The organism is Janthinobacterium sp. HH104 (assembly GCF_001758715.1).
Taxonomy (GTDB): Bacteria; Pseudomonadota; Gammaproteobacteria; order Burkholderiales; family Burkholderiaceae_D; genus Janthinobacterium; species Janthinobacterium aestuarii.
Genome location: NZ_LRIB01000047.1, coordinates 221,258 through 241,271, shown reverse-complemented (window position 1 = coordinate 241,271; position 20,014 = coordinate 221,258). Strand labels below are relative to the sequence as shown.

The following is a 20,014-nucleotide window of genomic DNA, read 5'->3' as shown; positions in this document are numbered from 1 at the left end:
GAACACGTGGCCTCTCCCTTACCAAGGGAGTGCTCTACCACTGAGCTACAAGGGCTGTAATTTGTTGCATGCGATGCATCAAGCATCTGAACGGAAACTGGAGCGGGTGAAGGGAATCGAACCCTCGTCGTAAGCTTGGAAGGCTTCTGCTCTACCATTGAGCTACACCCGCGAGGTATCGTTCACTTTTCTTCACTTGCTTTTTGCTACTACCCAGTTTTCCTTGCAAAAACTTGGTGGAGGGGGCTGGATTCGAACCAGCGTACTCATAGAGAACAGATTTACAGTCTGTCGCCTTTAACCACTCGGCCACCCCTCCGCGGGAACCGCAGAGTATGAAGCATCTACTCACAACTGTCAACCTTATTTACTGATGCCTGACTGCTGCATTTGCGTATAAAGAAGAAGTTGGCTGCTTCGGGGCGTGATTATAAGCTCCCGATTTGAGAATGTGCAAGGGTTGGCGCGAAAAAGTCGACTTTTTTCGCATTTTTTTTACCATCCCTGCCCGCAAGCCGCATTTTTCCGTCATTCGCCCCGCATTTTCCTGTTTACCTGGCGTCCGGCGGATGCATCCAGGAGTTGCCTAGGGGCTTATATTTACGCAACAACTGCTGATGCAGGCCCGACAGCACAGGCAATTTGGGGTTGCGCGGGTCCAAACGGCGCACGCCGGCGATAAACGTCAGCGCCTGCTGGCCCATGCGTTCATCCCAGCCCTCGTGCTCCAGGCATTTCAGCACGGCCACGGCCGCATTGAAGACTACTTGCGGATTATCGGGCAGGCGCGTGACGGCCTCGCCCATCAGGTCGACGGCGCCGCGGAAATCGCCCTCTCCCGCGCGGGCGGCGCCGGCCGCCACCATGTCGGCCACTTCCTGGCGGCTTTGCCGCGCCAGCGCCTTGGCCAGCTCTTCGCGTCCCGCCTGTTCGAACACGGCCATGGCGCGCGTCATGGCGGCGCTGTCGGGCGCGTTGCGCATGACTTCGCGCATCACCTCGGCCGCGCCATCCTCGCGCCCATGCGCCAGGCAGTGGCGCGCCAGTTCGGTTTTCAGCATGTTCGAGCCGCCCACGCTGTGGCGGTTGGCGGCCAGCGCCGCGTCCAGCGATTGCTGCAGGCGCTCTTCGTTGCCCGTATGCGCATGCAGCATGGCGCTGCACAGGGCGCTGCACAGTTCCGCATTCTTTTGCCCGCCCATCGACTTGTCGAGGTCGCGGATCACGGCGCCCGCCTGCAGCGGGTCGCCCTTGCGCACCAGGGTCTGCACGAGCCGCACATGGTCTTCCGGATCGCGGAATTCCGAATACTTGGCCTTGCTGACCACCAATTTGAGGGATTTTTCCGCCATCTCGATATCGTCGGCCGCCAGGGCCGCCTCGCCCAGGCGGCGCAAGCGGCGCACGGCGTGCGGCGACAGGGCCACCGCTTCGCTCAGGGCCGCCTGCGCCAGTTCCGGCTTGCCTTGCGCCAAGTGCGTGCGCGCCAGCCAGTCATAGGCGTCGAGAAAACGCTTGTTGTTTTCCAGCAGTCCTTCCAGGGTGCCCTGCGCCGCTTCGTATTCGCCCAGCAGGAACTGCGTCTTGGCCTGTCCCAGGCGCGCCCAGCCGATGGACTTGCTCTCGTACAAGGCTGCGTAGATCGGCTCGGCGTCGCCCGCCTCGCCCAGCAGCAAATGCAATTCCGCGCGCAGGCGCAGGAAATCCGTGGCGTAGCGCGGATACAGGCTGGCACCCTCGGCGCAGGCGGCGATCGCCGCGCGCTCGTTGCCCACGTCGATCAGTTCATACACGGGCACGAAGGCATTGCGCTTGTCCAGCGCGCGGCCGATGCGCTCGAGCATGTTGTCAGCGGTGAATGGCTTGAGGATGTAATCGGTGGGCAACAGCTCGACGGCACTGACCACCTTGGCAAAGCTGCCTTCGCCCGTGACCATGAAGAACATGGTCGATGCGTGCATCAACTTGTGGTGGCGCAAGTCTTCCAGCATCTGCTGGCCATCCTGCCCGCCGTCGAGGTCGTATTCGCACAGGATCAGATCATACGATTTGCTGCCCAGCATGCGGATCGCCTGACCCGAGCTGGCCGCGTCGTCGATCTTCGCCAGGCCGCACAGGTTGAGCATATTGTGCAGGCTGGCGCGCATGCCCGGATGCGGTTCGATGATCAGTGCGCTGAGGCCCTTGAGTTCTTTCATGTCGTGATGTCCGAAAACTCCGCGGCGCGCCACACTGGTGCGTGGCGCCGGCCAGCATGAGGCTGCCGAGTATATGACGGCGTCGCGCGCAAGGGAATGGCGGCGTGCCGAAAAGCGCCAACGAAGTTGCTGCTCAAGCGGTGGCGTGCTCCGGATGCCACAGTTGCGGCTCGTTGTCGATCAGGTCCAGCAGCGCCGCCACCACTTCCGGATCGAACTGGCTGCCGCTGCGCTGTTCGATGTATTCGCGCACCTGCGGATACGGCCACGGCTCCTTGTAGGGCCGCTCATGCAGCAAGGCATCGAAGACGTCGACCACGGCAACGATGCGCGCAGCCACGGGGATGTCGCGCCCTTTCAGGCCATTCGGGTAGCCGGCGCCATCGAAGTGTTCGTGGTGGCCGCCGGCGATCTGCGCGCCATAGGTCAGGTAGCTGACGCCGTCGACCATGTTGGCGGCCCGCTCGAGGATGGTGCGCCCGACGCTGGCATGCAGCTGCATCTGCGTGCGCTCCTCGTCCGTATGCTTGCCTGGTTTCAATAGCACGGCGTCCGGCGTGGCCACCTTGCCCACGTCGTGCAGGATGCTGGCCAGGCCGATCATGTCGAGCAGCTGCGGGCTGAGCTCGTCGGCATACGCGCCGCGCTGCTGCATGCGCTGGGCGATGGCGTCGGACAAGAGCTGCACGCGCCGCACGTGGCCGCCCGTGTCGCTGTCGCGGAACTCGGCCAAGTCGGCCAGCGCCACGACGGTCGCTTCCTGCGCCTTGCGCAGCTGGCCGAACATGTACAGGTTGTCGAAGGCGGCCGCGATGCGCTGGCAAAACACTTCCAGCAGATCGCGCTGGATCTGCGCCAGCGGCCACGGCGGCGTAACGGAGATGGCCAGTTCGCGGTTGCCTTCCGTATGGATGAACAGCACATTGGCAGGATGCTCGAACTGGCTGCGCTTTTCCGCGAACGCCTTGTCGATGGTGGGCGTGAGCGCGTGATCCGCCGGCATCGCTTCGGATTCGGCCAGCACGGCATATGTGCCCGTGGCGGCCACCACCTCGGGCCGTCCGGCGCCTCCCTGCATCAGGCACAGCACGCCATCGGCGCCCACGTCGAGGATGGCGCTGACCTGGTTCAGCACACCGGAAGCGAATTCGCGCAGCGAATGGATCTGGTACAGATTGGTGGCGCCGGCGAGGATCTTGCCCAGGCCGATGCGGCTGCGTTCGAGCATCATCAGGCTCTCGTAGGCGCGCAGGGCCGAAATGACGGTCGTAAACAGCTTTTGCGTCGTCAGTTCCGTCTTGGCCTTGTAATCGTTGATATCGTATTCGATGATGACGCGCTGCTCGGGCGCCTGGCCCGGCTGGCCCGTGCGCAGCACGACGCGCACGATGGAGTTGTTCAGGTCGGCGCGGATGCGCTTGGCAAGGATCAGGCCCGCGTCATCCGTTTCCATCACCACGTCGAGCAGCACCAGCGCGATATCGGGCGTGTCGCGCAGGATCTCGTATCCTTCGCGGCCGCTGTAGGCGGAAAACAGTTCCAGTTCGCGGCCCTTGAAACTGACATTGCGCAGCGCCAGCCGTGTGACCGCATGCACATCAACGTCGTCATCGACGATCAGCACACGCCACAGGCGCTGGTCGGGCGCGGCCAGCCCAGAGGGACTGGCCACCGGCTCATCTTCGTCGAGCAGCCAGTTATCATCTGCATCGGCTTTGAGGTCGGTCATGAATACTCCTAAGGGATAAGTTCGATGTGGACGCTGCGTTGACGCATATCAAGCATAATCAGATTAGATGCTGCTTACAACAGGATTCTGCGTACCGCCCTCTCCCGCGGCAGGCGCTGGCGCCGGTATCGAAGCGCCGCTGCGCGGGGCGCCGCCGCAGTTGTCCTGGCCTGGCCCGACGGCCTGGTAGCGCACTTCGTACTTGCCCGCGCTGAGCTGCTCCACCGTCAGCTTGTCATTGCCCAGGATGTACAGGTAGCGCACATTCGAGCGCCGCTCCTGGTCATACAGCTTGACGAAGACGGGCGCCGTGTTGCTGCTGTTATCGATGGTCAAACTCAGTTCGTCGCCCTTGTTGCCGATCGGGAAGCCATCGACATAGCCGGACCGCGCCGGCCAAGGCTCGCCATTCGGCGCCACCAGCGTTGCCGACTCGGCCTGGCTGGCACCATCGCAGACGGGCCGGCTGGCTTTCAGGCTCAGCTGCGCCACGGCCAGCACGCGGATCTCGGGCGCCTTCGCTTGCGCGGGCTCGGCCGCATACGGCTTGCCTACCGCCCAGCTATCGATGGCCACGGCTTCGTTTTTTGCCGGCGGCGTGGCAACGCTATCCGCCGTTGCCGTGTCCGGGTGCGCCTTGCCGCCATCGCGGGCCAGGCCACTCCAGGCCGAGGCCAGCGCGGCCGGCACGGGTTGCGAGGTGTCGAGCATCAGCAAGGCGCCCAGCCAGCCCAGCAGCAGGCAGACAAGCAAACTCAGCCACCAGCGCCAGTTGCGCCAGATGGGCTGCAGGCCGCGCTGCGCCTTGCCCTTTGGCGGCGGCACATCCTGCGCCCAGGCGTGCTCATGCGATTGCGCATGGCCTTTCGCGCGGCCATCGCGGGTCTTGCCTTCTTCGTGGTGGGTGCTTTCCAGCCATTCGATTTCCCACTCCTCGGCGGCGATCCACTCGTCGTGTTCCTTGCGGCGTTGTGGATCGGACAAGGTGCCATAGGCGCTGTTGAGGATCGCCATGATGCGGGCGGCCTTCTCGTCGCCGGGATTCTTGTCTGGATGGTATTTCTGGCTGAGGGCTTTGTACGCGGCACGTATGACTTCCTGCGGCGCCAGGCGCGCCACTTTCAGGTTGTCATAGTGTGTATGTATCTTTCCCATCGTTCTATCTTGAAATCGGTGCGCGGCGACGGGTTCTTGCAGGATGGAACCGTGCTGTGTCGGTCATCATATACGATATGACAAGATAATAACCACCGGCGGACAGGAAATTGCAGGGCGGTACGGCCCTGCCTTGATATTGCCGGCGCTTACAGGCGGTGACTGCGGTCACTGGACAACAGCGCTTCCGGCAACTCCACGCGATGCCCCACCACCAGCACCTTGAACAATTCCCCCATCTCGGCCGGCGACACCAGCTTTTGTACGGCGCTGGCCTGCGGCAAGTACGTCTTGACCTGCTCGGGATCGGTGCGCAGCAGCAAGTCGCCGATACCGGAGCCCAGCAGGAAGGATGCCTGGTTCATGTAGGCGAGCACGTCGAGGCCCGCATCCTGCGCCGCCACCGCCATGGCCGTAAAATCCACGTGGGCCGTGATGTCCTGCAAGCCGGGCAGATAAAACGGTTCAGCATGGGCGTGATGGCGGTAATGGCACATCAAGGTGCCCGTGGCGCGCAAGTCCAGGTAATACTCGTGTGCAGGAAAACCGTAATCGAACAGCACGGCCGCGCCGCCCTGGCCATTCGTCAGCATCTGCGCCAGCGAGCGCATGAAACCGCAGGCGACGCCATGAATCTCGCTGACATAGCCGACCGGCAAATCATCGGCGCCGGGCACCTGGGCGGCGATCTGCGCGGCCACGTCGGCGCCGGCCGGGCGCTCGACAAACACGAACTGGCCATCGGCAATGCTGACGTCGAGTTCGCACCAGCCGGCCGGTGTCTTGCTGATCAGGTTGACGGGCATGGCGTCGAGCACTTCATTGCCGAACACGGCGCCGTCGAAACTTTCGGGAAAGCCGTCGAGCCACACCACTTGCGGGAAGGCGGCCAGCGCCAACTCCTGGCGCGCGCGCAATTCGCCGGACAATTCGACGATCGCATACTGTTCGATTGCGATGCCGGCCTGCGCCGCTTCCGTCAGGATATCGAAGGCCAGCTTGCCCGTGCCGGCGCCGAATTCGAGGATGCGCGGGGCCGTTTGCGCCATAATAGCGGCTGCCACATGGGCCAGGGTGGCGCCGAACAGGGGCGAAATCTCCGGCGCAGTTGTAAAATCGCCATCTTTACCCAGCTTGGCGGCGCCGCCGCTGTAATAGCCGAGGTCAGGCGCATACAGCGCCAGCTCCATGAAGCGGACAAAGGGAATGGCGCCGTCATTGCGCGCGATTTCGGCGGCAATCTGGTGCTGCAAGGCATGGGACGCGGCCAGCGCGTCGCTATCGGGTGCGGGAAGAGACATTCCCGCATTGTAGCGAATCGGCGGCGCATGCCGCCAGTGTGGCGTCCACCGAATATCTCAACTATAGCAAAGACATGACAGAAGCAACGACAACGCCATTCGACAGCACTCCCCGCGTCGCCCTCGTCACGGGCGCGGCGCGCCGCATCGGCCGCGCCATCGCGCTGGGCCTGGCGCGCGACGACTGGGATATCGCCGTCCATTACCGCGACTCGCGCGAGGAAGCACAAAGCCTGGTGGCGGAAATCATCGCGCTGGGCCGCCGCGCGCAAGCATTCCCCTGCGACCTGGCACAGGAAGAGGCCGTGCGCCAGCTGTTGCCGCAGGCACAGGCGGCGCTGGGGCCAGTGACTTGCGTGGTCAACAACGCATCGTTGTTTGCATACGACAATGCGGGCGATTTTTCCTTCACCGCGCTCGACGCCCACATGCACGCCAACCTGGCCGCTCCCATCCTGCTGGCGCAAGCGTTGTACCAGGCCACCCCAGCAGGCGGCCAAGCCGTGGTCATCAACTTGCTGGATCAAAAACTGTACAATCTCAATCCTGATTTTTTGTCGTACACCCTGTCCAAGGCGGCGCTGCTGTCGGCGACTACCATGCTGGCCCAGGCGCTGGCGCCGAAAGTGCGCGTGGTGGGCATCGCCCCCGGCATCACCATGGTTTCCGGCGAGCAGACGGAAGCGAACTTTGCCAAGGCGCATGAAAACACGCCGCTGGGCCGCTCCAGCACGCCCGAGGATGTGGCCGACTGCGTCTGTTACGTGGCCGGCGCGCGCGCTCTGACGGGCACGACCCTGCTGGTCGATGGCGGCCAGCATCTGATCGGTTTGCCGCGCGACGTCATGTTTTTGACCAAATAATCAGCAGCCCTGCCAAACAACCAGCATTCCAGCATCCCCAAAAAGGTAAAACTATGTCGTCCGCCCTGTACCACCCTCGCCTGGCCGATTGCCGCCGGCTGTTCCTGCGCAATTACGAAGTCCTCATCAACATCGGCGTCTACGACTTCGAGAAAAAGGGCGAGCAGCGCGTCCTCATCAACGTCGACCTGTACATTCCCCTGGCCCTGTCGACGCCCAAGGATGACCAGCTGGAAGAGGTGGTCGACTACGACTTCATGCGCGAAACCATCGCCAAGCGCATGGCGCAAGGCCACGTGCAGCTGCAGGAAAGCCTGGTCGACGACGTGCTCGCCGCCATGCTGGCGCACCCGCGCGTGCGCGCCGCGCGCGTGTCGAGCATGAAACCGGACGTGTATCCCGACTGCGAAGGCGTGGGCGTGGAAGTATTCAAGATCAAGGATGAAGTATGAGCAATATGAACGACACCGCAGTCATGGAAACCGCCGTGGAAATTCCGGCCAACGTGGAAGCGCAGAAACTGGCGCGCAAGAAGGCGGAAAAGATCGCCCTGGAAAACAACAAGCTGCACAAGCGCCTGTGCCGCCTGGTGGGGCAAGCCATAGGCGACTTCAACATGATCGAAGACGGCGACAAGGTGATGGTCTGCCTGTCGGGCGGCAAGGATAGCTATGCGCTGCTGGATATTTTGATGACCTTGCGCGAACGCGCGCCGATCCACTTCGATATCGTCGCCGTCAACCTGGATCAAAAGCAGCCGAACTTCCCGCCGGAAATCCTGCCCGCCTACCTGACGGAACTGGGCGTGGCTTTCCATATCGAAAACCAGGATACCTACAGCATCGTCAAGCGTTTGATCCCGGAAGGCAAGACGACGTGTTCGCTGTGCTCGCGCCTGCGCCGCGGCATCCTGTACCGCGTGGCCGACGAGCTGGGCGCCAACAAGATCGCCCTGGGCCACCACCGCGACGACATCCTGGAAACGTTCTTCCTGAATATGTTCTTCGGCGGCAAACTGAAAGGCATGCCGGCCAAGCTGCAATCGGACGACGGCAAGCACATCGTCATCCGCCCGATGGCGTATGTGAAGGAAGAAGACACGCAGCGCTATGCGGAAGTCAAGGGCTTCCCCATCATCCCGTGCGACCTGTGCGGTTCGCAGGAAAACCTGCAGCGCAAGCAGATCAAGGGCTTGATGCGCGACTGGGACAAGAAATTCCCCGGCCGCGTGGAAAGCATCTTCTCGGCCCTGTCGAACGTGGCGCCATCGCATCTGATGGACCCGAAACTGTTCGGCTTCAAGGACTTGAAGGCGGACGGCGTGGCCAACCCGATGGGCGACATCGCGTTTGACGAGGAGCCATGCTCGACGCCGACGACATTCGGCACGATTCCGCTGCAGCAAGGCTGACCCTGACGCAAGGCGCCATCATGACGATGGCGCCGTTTCTGTATTAACCTGCCTTAAAACTCTTCCCAGTCGTCGCCGGCCAGCGCTTTCGCGGGAGCCGGCGGCTTCGCCTTGACGGCAATACTGCGCGCGGCAACACGCGGCGCCGGCGCAGGACGCGCGGCTGCCGGTTGTAGCGCCGGGCGGCGCAGCAAGCCTGGCTGCTCGCGCAACTTGAACACGCTGACCACTTGCGCCAGGCCATGCGCCTGCTCCTGCAGCGAACCGGCCGCCGCCGCCGCCTCTTCCACCAGCGCCGCATTTTGCTGCGTCACTTGGTCCATCTGGGTAATCGCCTGGTTGACTTGCCCGATGCCGTGCGTCTGCTCCTGGCTCGCGCTGGAAATCTCGCCGATGATGTCGGTCACGCGCTTGACGCTGGACACCACTTCATCCATCGTCGCGCCGGCCTGGTCGACCAGTTTGGCGCCTACGCCCACCTTGCTGACGGAATCGTCGATCAATCCCTTGATTTCCTTGGCCGCCGCTGCCGAACGCTGCGCCAGGTTGCGTACCTCGCCGGCCACGACGGCGAAACCGCGGCCCTGCTCGCCGGCCCGCGCCGCTTCCACGGCCGCGTTGAGCGCCAGGATATTCGTCTGGAAGGCGATGCCGTCGATCACGCTGATAATGTCGACGATCTTGCGCGACGATTCGTTGATCGAACCCATGGTCTCCACCACTTCGGCCACCACCGCGCCGCCGCGGCTGGCGATACCGGCCGCCGCGATGGCCAGCTGGTTGGCCTGGCGCGCATTGTCCGCGTTCTGCCTGACGGTGCTGGTCAGTTCTTCCATCGAGGAGGCGGTTTCTTCCAGCGAACCGGCCTGCTGTTCCGTGCGCGACGACAGGTCCAGGTTGCCGGCGGCGATTTCCGACGAGGCCGTGGCGATGCTGTCCGTGCCGCTGCGCACCTGGCTGACGATGCCGACCAGGTTGTTGTTCATATTGCCCAGGGCCGTCAGCAGCGCCCCCGTTTCATCCTTCGCCGTCGTGGCGACGGTCTGCGTCAGGTCACCGGCGGCCACCGTTTCGGCCAGCGCCAGCGCCTGGCGCAGCGGACGTGTGATGCCCGTCGTCAGCAGCCACGAGCACAACACGCCGAACGCCACGGCAAACAGGGTCAGCAGGCTGATGACGGTGGTGTCATGCACGGCGGAAGCGTCGATCTGCTTGGCCGTCGCATCGATGCTTTCGCGCTGCATGGTCACCAGTTCCTGCAGCAAATCCTGGTAGACCTTGGCGGCCGGGGTGAACGCGGTGTCGAGGATGTGCGCCGCGCCTTCCACGTCGCCATCGGCCTTGGCCTTGACGGCGCCATCGCGCGAGGCGCTGTACACCTTGCGCTGTTCGAGGATCTTGGCGAACAAGGCTTTTTCTTTCTCGCCCGCGACCAGCGGCTCGATCTGCTTGAGCAATTCGGCCGCCTTCTTCACGGACGCGGCGGAGTCTTCCTTGAAATACGGTCCCAGCGCCGGGTCGCTGCTCTTGACGATGGCGGCCGTGCGGCGGATCGAGGCAAAGTTCAAGCCATACCAGTCGGTAATCAGGCGTTCCTTGGTCAGCGGTTCGGCCATCATGGCGCGCGTGGACGTCGCCACTTCATTGAGGCGCCACACGCCTACGGTAGCAATCAGAACGGTCATTGCCAGGATCAGGACAAAGCCGATGCTCAGGCGCTTGCCGATCTTGATATTTGCGATAAAGCCCATGGTGTCTTTTCTCTCAATAAGTGCATCGAAGATATATTTAATTCCATATGGAATTTTTTATCTTGCAGATTATACATTGTTGAAATATATGTAGCTGATTTATTGATTTTGAGAAATGTTTCTGTTAAGTTAAAAGTCTCCTCAGCAATCACAGGCGCGCAGTGCGTGTCCGCCCGTCTGTCTCTCAAAGAAACCTATGAAATTTTCCGCATTCCCCCTGAAACAAATCACTTTCGCCGCCGCCCTCGCCTGCGCCGGCAGCGTCCACAGCGCGGCCTTGCCGCCCGCCATCGCGGCCCAGCTGGCGGCCAATTACCCGGCCGTCGAAAGCCTGTACCTGGACCTGCACCGCCACCCGGAACTGGCGTTCCAGGAAGTCGAGACGGCAAAGAAGCTGGCCGAGAAGGTCAAGGCGCTCGGTTTTGACGTGACTACCGGCGTCGGCGGCACGGGTGTCGTCGCCATCTTGCGCAACGGTCCCGGTCCCGTCGTCATGCTGCGCACGGAGATCGACGCCCTGCCCGTGCTGGAAAAAACCGGCTTGCCGTTTGCCAGCAGCGCAGTGGCCAAGAACGCGGCCGGCGAAACCGTGCCGGTGATGCATGCCTGCGGCCACGACGTGCACATGTCGGCCTGGTATGGCAGCGCCAAGCTGATGGCGGACAACCGCCAGCACTGGAGCGGCACCCTGATGCTGGTGGGCCAGCCGGCCGAAGAGCCGCTGCTGGGCGCGGCCGCAATGCTCAAGGACGGCTTGTTTACGCGCTTCCCGAAACCGGACTACGCGCTGTCCTTTCACGATGAAGCGACGCTGCCATCGGGCACGGTGGGCTACCACGCCGGCTACTTCCGCGCCGCCGCCGACACCATCAGCATCACCGTTTACGGCCAGGGCGGCCACGGCGCCGCGCCGCACGACACGCGCGACCCCGTCGTCATGGCCGCGCGCATCGTGCTGGCATTGCAAACCCTGGTCTCGCGCGAAAACAATCCGATGGATCCCGTCGTCATCACGGTGGGCAGCATCCATGGCGGCACGCAGGCCAACATCGTGCCCGACCAGGTCACCATGCAGCTGACGGTGCGCACCTTCAAGGACGCCGTGCGCAAGCGCGTGCTGGCCAGCATCGCGCGTGAAGTCAAGGGCGAAGCGTTTGCCGCCGGCGCGCCGAAAGAGCCGCTGGTGGAGATTCGCCCCGGCACGGACGCCGTCTACAACGATCCGGACCTGACCCTGCGCATGGTGTCTACCCTGCAAAAATCGCTGGGCGCGGCCAACGTGACGGAAATGCCGGCCAAGATGACGTCGGAAGACTTCGCCAACTACGGCCAGGCCGGCGTAAAAGCCGTACTGCTGCATATCGGCGCAGTGGAGCCGTCCAAGCTGGCCGCGGCCAAGGCCAGCGGCAAACCGCTGGCCGGCCCGCACTCGCCGCAATGGGCGCCCGAGTACCAGCCGACCATCAAGGCGGCGATCACGGCGGAAACGTCGATCCTGCTCGATTTGCTGGGCAAGAAGCAGTAAGCATTGAGTACGCGGGGAAGCCAGCCTTCCCCGCCTGCCTCACCTTGTCCGAAATGCTTTCCTTCATCCTCCTGCTGCAGTAAGCTCGTTGTCTGCCGCCACGCCCGTGCCGGCATCCCTTGCAACCAGACCATGAATGGATACTGTATGCCGACAACCGCGCTCAAACGCCCCGTACTGACCCTGCTGGCCCTCGGCTTTGCCCTCTCCACCGCCTTTGCCTCTCCTGCGCCCATCGACCGCCAGGCCGACCGCTGGGATTTGACGGCGCTGTATCAGAACGACGCCGCGTTCGACGCCGACGCGAAAAAACTGTCGGCCCAGCTGCAGCAGCTGGGCGCCTGCAAGGGGCAGTTGAGCACCTCGCCGGCCCGCCTGAAAAGCTGCCTGGACTTGTACGCCGAGGCGCGCAAGCGCGTCAACACGCTCACTACCTATGCGGCGCAGTATTACGACCAGGATACGGGCGACAGCAAAGGCAACCAGCTGAACCAGCGCGCCGCCCTGCTCGGTAACGACTTCAGCCAGGCGACGACCTTTCTGCAGCCGGAGATCCTCGCCCTGGGCAGCAAGCGCATCGACGCTATGCTGGCGAAGGACAAGGGCTTGCAGCTGTACCGCTTTCAACTGAGTAACATGCTGCGCAGCGCGCCGCATACGCTGGACGCGGCCGGCGAGCAACTGGTGGCGCAATTCGGCCTGGCCACAAGTTCGGCCGCCAGCGTCTACCGCACCCTGGCCAATGCGGAAATCCCGTGGCCCACCGTGAAACTGTCGGACGGCAAGGAAGTGCGCCTCGACCAGGCGGCCTACACGAAATACCGGGGCGACGACCAGCGCGCCGACCGCAAGCTGGTGTTCGACGCCTTCTTCGGCAAATGGAAGGAATATGAACGCACGTTCGGCGAGACCCTGTACGGCCAGCTGAAGACGGACGCCGCGTATGCAAAAGTGCGCCGCTATCCCGACTCGCAAAGCGCGGCGCTCGACGCCGACAATTTGCCGCCGGCCGTCTACCAGACCCTGATCGCGCAAACCAACGCCAACCTGCCCACCTTGCACCGCTACTTCAAGCTGCGCGCGCGCATGCTGGGCGTCAAGGACCTGGCCTACTACGACATCTATGCACCGCTGCTGAAAAGCGACCGCACGTTCCCGCTGACCGAAGGCAAGCAGATGATGCTCGACTCGGCCGCGCCGCTGGGCCCCGACTACGTCAAGGCATTGAGCGCCGCGGTGGAGGCGCGCTGGATGGATGTGTATCCGCGCCCGCGCAAGGTGGCGGGCGCCTACATGAATGGCGACGCGTACGACGTGCATCCGTTCGTGCTGCTCAACTACACGGACAACTACGAAGCCGTCAGCACCCTGACGCACGAATGGGGCCACGCCATGCACTCGGTGCTGGCCAACAAGGCGCAGCCATCGATCTATGCGCCGTACAGCATCTTTGTCGCGGAAATCGCCTCGACGACGAACGAGGCACTGCTGCTCGACGCACGCCTGAAGCAGGCCAAGGATGACGACGAGCGCCTGCTGTACCTGGGCGCGGCGCTGGAAAACCTGCGCGGCACCTTCTTCCGCCAGGCCATGTTCGCCGAATTCGAAGCGGCCATCCACGGCAAGGTAGATAAAGGAGAGTCGCTGACGGGCGAAGAGATCACGGCCATCTACGCCGGCATCCTCAAGCGCTACCACGGCGAAGCGCAAGGCGTCATGACCATCGATCCCGCCTACGCGCTGGAATGGGCCTACGTGCCGCATTTCTATCACGGCTACTATGTGTTCCAGTACGCCACCTCGATCGCGGCGGCGCAGGATTTCGCGCAGCGCATCCTCGACAAGGAACCGGGCGCCTTGGCCGCCTACCTGAAGATGCTCAGTGCGGGCGGCTCGGCCTACCCGTACGAGCTGGTGAAGGCAGCCGGCGTCGACCTGGCTTCGCCGAAACCGTACCAGGCGCTGGTGGCGCGCATGAACGGCATCATGGACCAGATCGAGTCGATTGAAGCAAAGCGGGGGAAGTAAAGCCGGGACGAGACGTAGGTCGGCTTAGCGCAAAGCGCGTAAGCCGACACCACCAATAATGCCAACAAGGTGTCGGATTACGCGGCTTCGCCGCTAATCCGACCTACCGTTTTCCACTTCCGCCGCCGCAAACGCCGCCGCATCGCTCTCGAACATGTCTTCCAGCTCTTCGCGCGCCTGGCGCGTGAGGGACATGACTTTTTGCTGGTCCTGGAAGTGCGGCGCCACTTCCAGCAAGGTCTTCAGGTTATGCCGGCCAAAGATGCCGGCCGCGCGCTGCGCCCGCTCCTCGCTGAAGCCCACCTGGCGCAAGGTCTGCTCGCCCAGCAGCAGGGCCGCGGCAAACGTCTCGCGCTCGATCAGGGTCACGCCCCGCTTCATCAATTCATAGTAATGCGTGACGTTGCGCGCACGCGCCAGTATCGTCAGTTCGGGCAGGCGCAGGCGCACGGCGTCGACCAGGGCCAGACTGTCGTCCACATTGTCGATGGCGATCACCAGCGCCCTGGCCTTCTCGATGCCGGCCGCCACCAATAAATCCACACGCGTTGCGTCGCCATAAAACACCTTGAAGCCGAATTTGCGCAGCAGCTCGATCTGGTCCGGGTCGTGATCGAGCACCGTCACGCCGATCTTGTTCGCCGCCAGCAGACGGCCGATGATCTGGCCGAAGCGGCCGAAGCCGGCGATGACGATGGGATTATCCTGCGCCTCGATATGGTCGTCGGGACGGCGCTTCTTGTCGCCCTGCAGGCGCGGCGCGACGAATTTGTCGTGCGCCAGCAGCAGCAAGGGCGTGGCCACCATCGACAGGGTCACCACCACGACCAGCAGCGCGGCCGTCTCCGGCGCAAACACGTGCGCGGCCTCGGCGGCGGCAAACACGACGAAGGCGAATTCGCCGCCCTGCGACAGCAGCAGCGCAAAGAACAGCTGCTGGCCGCGGGGAATATCGACAAACTTCGACAGCAGGTACAGCAAGGCGATCTTCACCACCAGCAGCCCCGCCACGAGGGCCAGGATCAGCAAGGGCTGGGCGCGCAGCACGCCGAAATCGACGGACATGCCCACGGCGATGAAGAACAGGCCCAGCAGCAGTCCCTTGAACGGTTCCAGGTCGCTGATCAGCTCATGCCGGTATTCGGAATCGGCCAGCAGCACGCCCGCCATGAAGGTGCCCAGTGCCATCGACAGGCCCACCGATTCCATCAGCACGCAGATGGCGATCACCAGCAGCAGGGCGAAGGCCGTGAAGATTTCGCGCAAATCCGTCCGGGCGATGAAGCGCAGGATGGGGTTCACGAGGAAGCGCCCGCCGATCACCAGCGCCGCCAGCACGGCGGCCAGCTTGGCCACGCGCAGCCAGCCCGGTTCGCCGCTATGCGTGACGAGGCCGCCCAGCAGCGGCACCAGCGCGATCATGGGAATGGCGGCGATATCCTGGAACAGCAGAATCGAAAAGCCGGCGGAACCGGCCGGCGTGCTCATTAATTTACGCTCACCCAGGGTGGCCAGCACGATGGCCGTCGACGACAGCGACAGCCCCAGCGCGCCGACCAGCGCCGTGCGCCAGTCCACGCCAAACGCCATGGCCGCGGCGCACAGCCCCGCGCTGACGACGCCCACCTGCGCCCCGCCCCAGCCGAAAATCGGCCGGCGCAGCAGCCACAATCGCTTCGGCTCGAGCTCCAGGCCGATCAGGAACAGCAGCAGCACCACGCCGAATTCGGAAAAGCTGAGGATCACCTCGACATTCTTGATCAGGCCCAGTCCCCACGGTCCGATGACGACGCCAGCCACCAGGTAGCCCAGCACGGCGCCCATGCCCAGGCGCTTGGCCAGCGGCACCATGATGATGGCCGCGACCAGGTAAAACAGTATGTTGATGAGAAAGCTGTGGTGTTCCATGCGGATTCCGGGCTGATGTGTGGATGAAACAACATCATGCCTGAAGTGGCGCGCCAGCGTGAAGTGGCTGCCACGCCACGCCGGCTATTTGCGCGCAGCCACCCGTGCCCGCAGGGCATCGAACATTTTCGGGATGCTGTCACGGCTCATGCTGTCGACGATCCAGCCCAGGCCCATCGGTACCGGGCCGGGGTCCGTGTACACCTGGTACTTGACGGCGGCGCCGCCCGCGTCAAACGGATCCGGCGACAGCTGCCAGTAGCCGCTGGTGTCGGCGATGGTGTCTTCCACCTTCACGCCTTCCATGGGCACCAGCTTCCAGGCCAGGCTGCAGCTGGCGTCGAGCACCTTGGGCGTCATTTTCAGGCGGTACTGCTTGATTTTCCCCATCGGCAGCTTGAGCGTGACGTCGACCAGCGAGGCGCCGCCGTCGGCGGCCGTCACCTTGATCTTGTCCACGTTGGGCATGAACTGCGGATAGGCGGCGAAATCCTGGATGGCCGCGCAGACGGTGGCCACGCTGGCCGGCATGCTGGTCGCGGCGGCAAAGGTCTTGCCGGGCATGCCAGCCTTGCTGACGTCGCGCACCTCGAACGCCGGCGCGGCCGCCAGGGTGGCCAGCGGATAACAGGCGCAGCAGGCGGCCAGGGCGAACAGCAAGGTCTTCATGGTTTTTCCTGCTCGATCTGCGCGCGCAGTGCCGCTACGTCGACGCGTTTGAGGTAGCTTTCGATATTTTTCCACACGGCGTGGTAGCCGTAACCGCCGTTTTTCAGCTCGTCGATCGCCTTCTCGCGCGGCCAGCCCTGGTACAGCATGCGGTACATGGCGGCCATCATGCCCGTGCGGTCGGCGCCGTGCAGGCAATGCAGCAGCACGGGTCCCTGCTGCTCTGCGGCGCGGATACTGCGCATGGTCTCGACCACGTGCTTGTCGCGGATGGCCCAGGTATTGATGGGGATGCGCACGGCGCGGATGCCGCTGCCTTCGAGCACCTGCGTATCGGAGTGGAAGGAGCGCAGGCTGATCACCGTCTTCACGCCCAGCGCCTGCAGCTGGACCACGTCGCTGCTATCGAGCTTGGCGCTGCGGTACAGGACGGGCGTGACCTGGTGCAGGTTCGACACCTGCGGCAGCGGCGTTGCCCACTCGGTATTGCGCTCGGGCGGCAGGGGCGCCTGCGCGCCGGCGGAACCGGCCGCCAGGGCCAGGGACAACAGCAGGAGATACGGCAAGGTCATGACTTCCTCTTGTATGAAAACCACAGCAGTACGCCAGCCAGCAGCAGCGATACCCAGTAGTCGGTCGGTGCCCACCACAGCCAGTGCTTGTGCCAGGCGATATGGGCCGGATTGAAGTGCGCCACGCCATAGGCGGGATTGAGCACGAACCACAGATAATCCTCGATGATCCAGAACAGCATGATGCAGCCGATGGCGCGGCATTCGAGCCGCAGCGACCATTGCGCCAGGAAGATCATGGGGAAATGGAAGAACAAGGCGATGAAGGGAAAGACCCAGGCATGGTAGCCGGTCATCGGCCGCCCGCCCCAGAAGATATCGAGCAGCCAATGGCTTTCGATACGCCAGGTGGGCAAGTTCGCGGCCCAGCCGGCCGCCCCTTCGATCTGGATTTCCACCTGCGCGAAAAATAATCCCAGCAAGGCCACCCAGGCCAGGGTCAGGCCGATCTGCCAGGGTTTTGCCACGGCGCCCGTCAAGCCAGCACCTGCGCCAGTACCTCCAGGGCGGCGCGCGGACGGCCCAGGGCCAGCGCTTTCGCGCGCATGGCTTGCAACTGCTCGGGATGGTCGAGCAACAGGCGCACGCGGTATTCCAGGGTGACGGCGTCGAATGCCTTCAGGGCCACGCCCTGCTCCAGCAGATAGTCGGCATTGCGCTCTTCCTGGCCGGGAATCGGCGAGTTGACGATCATGGGCAAGCCCAGCGCCAGGCATTCGGACGTGGTCAGGCCGCCCGGCTTGGTGATCACCAGGTCGGCGCACGCCATCAGGCGCTCGACTTCACTGGTAAAGCCTTGCGCCAGCAGGCGCCCCGGATACTGGCCGGCCAGCGCCTGCAGCGCCGCCAGCGCGGCGGCGTTTTTCCCCGCCAGTACGATCAGCTGGAAGTCGCCTGGCAGCGCCAGCAGGCGCGCGGCGACCGTTTCCAGGCTGCCCAGGCCCGCTCCGCCGCCCATCAGCAAAATCGTCGTGCGCCTAGGGTCCAGGCCAAACGCCTGCGCGCACTGCACGCGCTCGGGCAGCTGCGCGAACGCGGGCATGATGGGAATGCCCGTCACGTGGATGCGCTCGGCGGGAATGCCTTCGTGGCGCATGCGGAACGCCACTTCGTCGGTGGCGGCGAAATAACCTTCCATCTGCTCGTGCACCCACATGCGGTGCAAGTCGAAATCCGTGACCTGCACCCACACGGGGCAGGACAGCTGGTGCTGGCGCAGGGCGCGCGACAGCAGTTCGGCCGGCAGGAAATGCGTGCAGATGATGGCGTCGGGCTGGAAGGCGGCGATCTGCGTCATCAGCGCGCGCGTGTTGAGGCGCTCGACGGCGCGGCGCAAGCGCTGCATCGAGCTGTCGCGCGGCGCGTCGTGGGTGGCGTGATACAGATAGCCCCACAGTGCGGGCGCCTTGTTGACCAGCTTGATATAGAAATCCGTGTACAGCTTGCGGAAGGCGGGCGTGACGAAATCCATCACGTCCAGATGCAGGGCCAGCGCCGCAGGGCCGCCACCGCCATCGCGCGCCGCATACGCCTCGATGGCTTGCGCCGCGCGCATGTGGCCGGCGCCGGCCGAGACGCTCAGGAGAAGAATTTTTTTTGTCATGGAAAACCGATGCGTGAAACGGGTTGGCGCGGACGCGGAAAATTTATTGGCAGGATAACATTGCTGCAAGCGGTGCGGCTTGATCTGGTCATGCGCGCGTGCAGGCCGGCGCTAGCCAATCACGGGGATGGGCAAGGCCGACACTTTCCAGCTGCCTTTGAGCTTGCGCTCGATCAAGGCCGGCAAGGCGCTAGCGCCGGGCGCGCCTTTTTTGGTGAACGCCACCGGCACCAGCAGATAAATGGTGACCTTGTCATCGTCGGCAATGTCGTCTTCTTCCGGCTCGGGGTTCCAGCGCTTGTCGATGGCCAGCAGCGCATCGACGCCGTCCGGCCAGGCCAGGTCCGCCAGGTACGGATCGTCGCGCCGCAGCAGCTCGCCCGCGGCCAGGCTGGCCTGGTCGAGCGTGCGCCGTCCCAGGCGCGCCAGCAGCGCCACGGGAAAGCGCCATGGGCTGTGCTCGGCGAAGCCGTTGACGGTCAGCGGCCAGCGGGCCGGCAGGCAGATGGCCAGTTCGGTCATCGGCGATTGCCGGAACAGGCCGGTGGTAAACAGCAGCTTGAAATCGCGCTTGCCGCCGATGCAGCTGATGCCCAGCGAAAAGCGCGCGTCGCCGCTGTCCGGGCTGAACACGGCCGGCAGCACCCAGCCGGCGCTGTTGTGCATGAAGGTGCGGATAGCTTCCTGCGGCGACGCGGCCGCCTGCTGCGGCACGTCGAGTATGCTGACGCCGCCGGCGGCGGCCAGCAATTGGGCGATCGCGGGAAAGCCCCAGCCGGTGGCGATATCGACCGGCGCCTGGTTCCAGCGCGTATGCAAACGGTTCGGATTGGCGCCCCGCTGCAGCAGCAATGCGACCACGTCCTCGTGGCCGCCAACGCAGGCGCTGTCCAGCGGCGACAGTATATTGTCGGGCAAGCCATCGACGGCAGCGCCCTGCTCGAGCAGCCAGCGGCAGGTATCGAGGTGGCCATGGCTTGCCGCCGCGTCCAGCGGAGTCAGGTTGCGGTAACCGGGCAGGGGCAGGTCGACGTCCATGCCCAGCGACACGAGCAGCGCGCAGACCTCGCGGCTGCCGCCGGCCGCGGCCAGGTGCAGCAGCGACTCGCCGTCATCCATGTTATAGCGGCGCAAGGTCAACAGCAGCGGCGTGGCCTCGAGCAGGCTGCGCACCTGTTCCACCTGATTCTCGCCGACGGCGTCACAGAGGCGAAAAAACGCCTCGCGGTGCTGGTTAAAGAGTGTCTTGTTGACCATGCATGTTCCCTGCTCGTGGTGGCGGCGCCATCATCGAGCGGAGA

Annotated in this window: 16 protein-coding genes and 2 tRNA genes; 5 read left to right on the top strand and 13 right to left on the bottom strand. The window is 63.9% G+C overall.

Annotated elements, in window-relative coordinates; genetic code table 11:
• Positions 1–98 precede the first annotated feature (98 nt).
• From JAB6_RS22365 to JAB6_RS22340, 6 genes are all read right to left on the bottom strand, one after another.
• Positions 99–172, bottom strand: a tRNA-Gly gene (locus JAB6_RS22365).
• 62 nt (positions 173–234) lie between these two features.
• Positions 235–319, bottom strand: a tRNA-Tyr gene (locus tag JAB6_RS22360).
• A 232-nt stretch (positions 320–551) separates the two neighbouring features.
• A complete protein-coding gene (locus tag JAB6_RS22355; protein ID WP_070304559.1) occupies positions 552–2,198 on the bottom strand; it encodes a tetratricopeptide repeat-containing response regulator in 1,647 nt (548 codons plus the stop codon).
• Between the two features lie 133 nt (positions 2,199–2,331).
• Positions 2,332–3,927, bottom strand: a complete 1,596-nt coding sequence (locus tag JAB6_RS22350) for a DUF3369 domain-containing protein (RefSeq protein WP_070304557.1) — start codon at positions 3,925–3,927, stop codon at positions 2,332–2,334.
• 63 nt (positions 3,928–3,990) lie between these two features.
• Positions 3,991–5,082: a J domain-containing protein gene (locus JAB6_RS22345; RefSeq protein ID WP_070304555.1), complete on the bottom strand. Its 1,092-nt coding sequence runs from the start codon at positions 5,080–5,082 to the stop codon at positions 3,991–3,993.
• Positions 5,083–5,231: 149 nt separating this feature from the next.
• Positions 5,232–6,383: a class I SAM-dependent methyltransferase gene (locus tag JAB6_RS22340; RefSeq protein WP_070304553.1), complete on the bottom strand. Its 1,152-nt coding sequence runs from the start codon at positions 6,381–6,383 to the stop codon at positions 5,232–5,234.
• Positions 6,384–6,457: 74 nt separating this feature from the next.
• Between JAB6_RS22340 and JAB6_RS22335 the strand changes: the two genes are divergently transcribed.
• Genes JAB6_RS22335 through ttcA form a run of 3 tightly spaced genes read left to right on the top strand, consistent with a single transcriptional unit; the run spans position 6,458 to position 8,657 of the window.
• A complete protein-coding gene (locus JAB6_RS22335) occupies positions 6,458–7,246 on the top strand; it encodes an SDR family oxidoreductase (protein WP_070304552.1) in 789 nt (262 codons plus the stop codon).
• A gap of 53 nt (positions 7,247–7,299) precedes the next feature.
• Positions 7,300–7,698, top strand: a complete 399-nt coding sequence (locus JAB6_RS22330) for a dihydroneopterin aldolase (RefSeq protein ID WP_070304550.1) — start codon at positions 7,300–7,302, stop codon at positions 7,696–7,698.
• Between the two features lie 23 nt (positions 7,699–7,721).
• Positions 7,722–8,657, top strand: a complete 936-nt coding sequence (ttcA, locus tag JAB6_RS22325) for a tRNA 2-thiocytidine(32) synthetase TtcA (RefSeq protein ID WP_139143479.1) — start codon at positions 7,722–7,724, stop codon at positions 8,655–8,657.
• 53 nt (positions 8,658–8,710) lie between these two features.
• Here the strand turns inward: ttcA and JAB6_RS22320 are convergent, their stop codons facing one another.
• Positions 8,711–10,408, bottom strand: coding sequence for a methyl-accepting chemotaxis protein (locus JAB6_RS22320; RefSeq protein ID WP_070304549.1), 1,698 nt, complete (start codon positions 10,406–10,408; stop codon positions 8,711–8,713).
• Between the two features lie 196 nt (positions 10,409–10,604).
• On the opposite strand from JAB6_RS22320, the gene JAB6_RS22315 reads away from it, so the two are divergent.
• Together JAB6_RS22315 and pepF are read left to right on the top strand one after the other, a co-directional pair.
• A complete protein-coding gene (locus JAB6_RS22315; RefSeq protein WP_070304548.1) occupies positions 10,605–11,933 on the top strand; it encodes an amidohydrolase in 1,329 nt (442 codons plus the stop codon).
• Positions 11,934–12,080: 147 nt separating this feature from the next.
• A complete protein-coding gene (gene pepF / locus JAB6_RS22310) occupies positions 12,081–13,961 on the top strand; it encodes an oligoendopeptidase F (RefSeq protein ID WP_070304547.1) in 1,881 nt (626 codons plus the stop codon).
• Positions 13,962–14,054: 93 nt separating this feature from the next.
• On the opposite strand, the gene kefC is transcribed toward pepF, so the two are convergent.
• The 6 genes from kefC to JAB6_RS22280 form a co-directional block, all read right to left on the bottom strand.
• The gene (gene kefC, locus JAB6_RS22305) at positions 14,055–15,869 is read right to left on the bottom strand and encodes a glutathione-regulated potassium-efflux system protein KefC (protein WP_070304546.1); all 1,815 of its coding nucleotides are present in this window, start codon (positions 15,867–15,869) and stop codon (positions 14,055–14,057) included.
• An 84-nt stretch (positions 15,870–15,953) separates the two neighbouring features.
• A complete protein-coding gene (locus tag JAB6_RS22300; protein ID WP_070304545.1) occupies positions 15,954–16,538 on the bottom strand; it encodes an SRPBCC family protein in 585 nt (194 codons plus the stop codon).
• Entirely contained in the window at positions 16,535–17,110 is a 576-nt protein-coding gene (locus JAB6_RS22295) for a dual specificity protein phosphatase family protein (RefSeq protein WP_070304544.1), read from the bottom strand. Before JAB6_RS22295 ends, JAB6_RS22300 begins: the two co-directional genes overlap by 4 nt.
• Complete coding sequence (locus JAB6_RS22290; RefSeq protein ID WP_139143478.1) at positions 17,107–17,577, bottom strand: hypothetical protein; 471 nt, start codon at positions 17,575–17,577, stop codon at positions 17,107–17,109. The genes JAB6_RS22295 and JAB6_RS22290 overlap by 4 nt, the downstream gene beginning before the upstream one ends.
• 8 nt (positions 17,578–17,585) lie before the next feature.
• Positions 17,586–18,713: a glycosyltransferase gene (locus tag JAB6_RS22285; protein ID WP_070304542.1), complete on the bottom strand. Its 1,128-nt coding sequence runs from the start codon at positions 18,711–18,713 to the stop codon at positions 17,586–17,588.
• A gap of 111 nt (positions 18,714–18,824) precedes the next feature.
• Positions 18,825–19,970, bottom strand: a complete 1,146-nt coding sequence (locus JAB6_RS22280; RefSeq protein WP_070304541.1) for an ankyrin repeat domain-containing protein — start codon at positions 19,968–19,970, stop codon at positions 18,825–18,827.
• Positions 19,971–20,014: the final 44 nt, after the last annotated feature.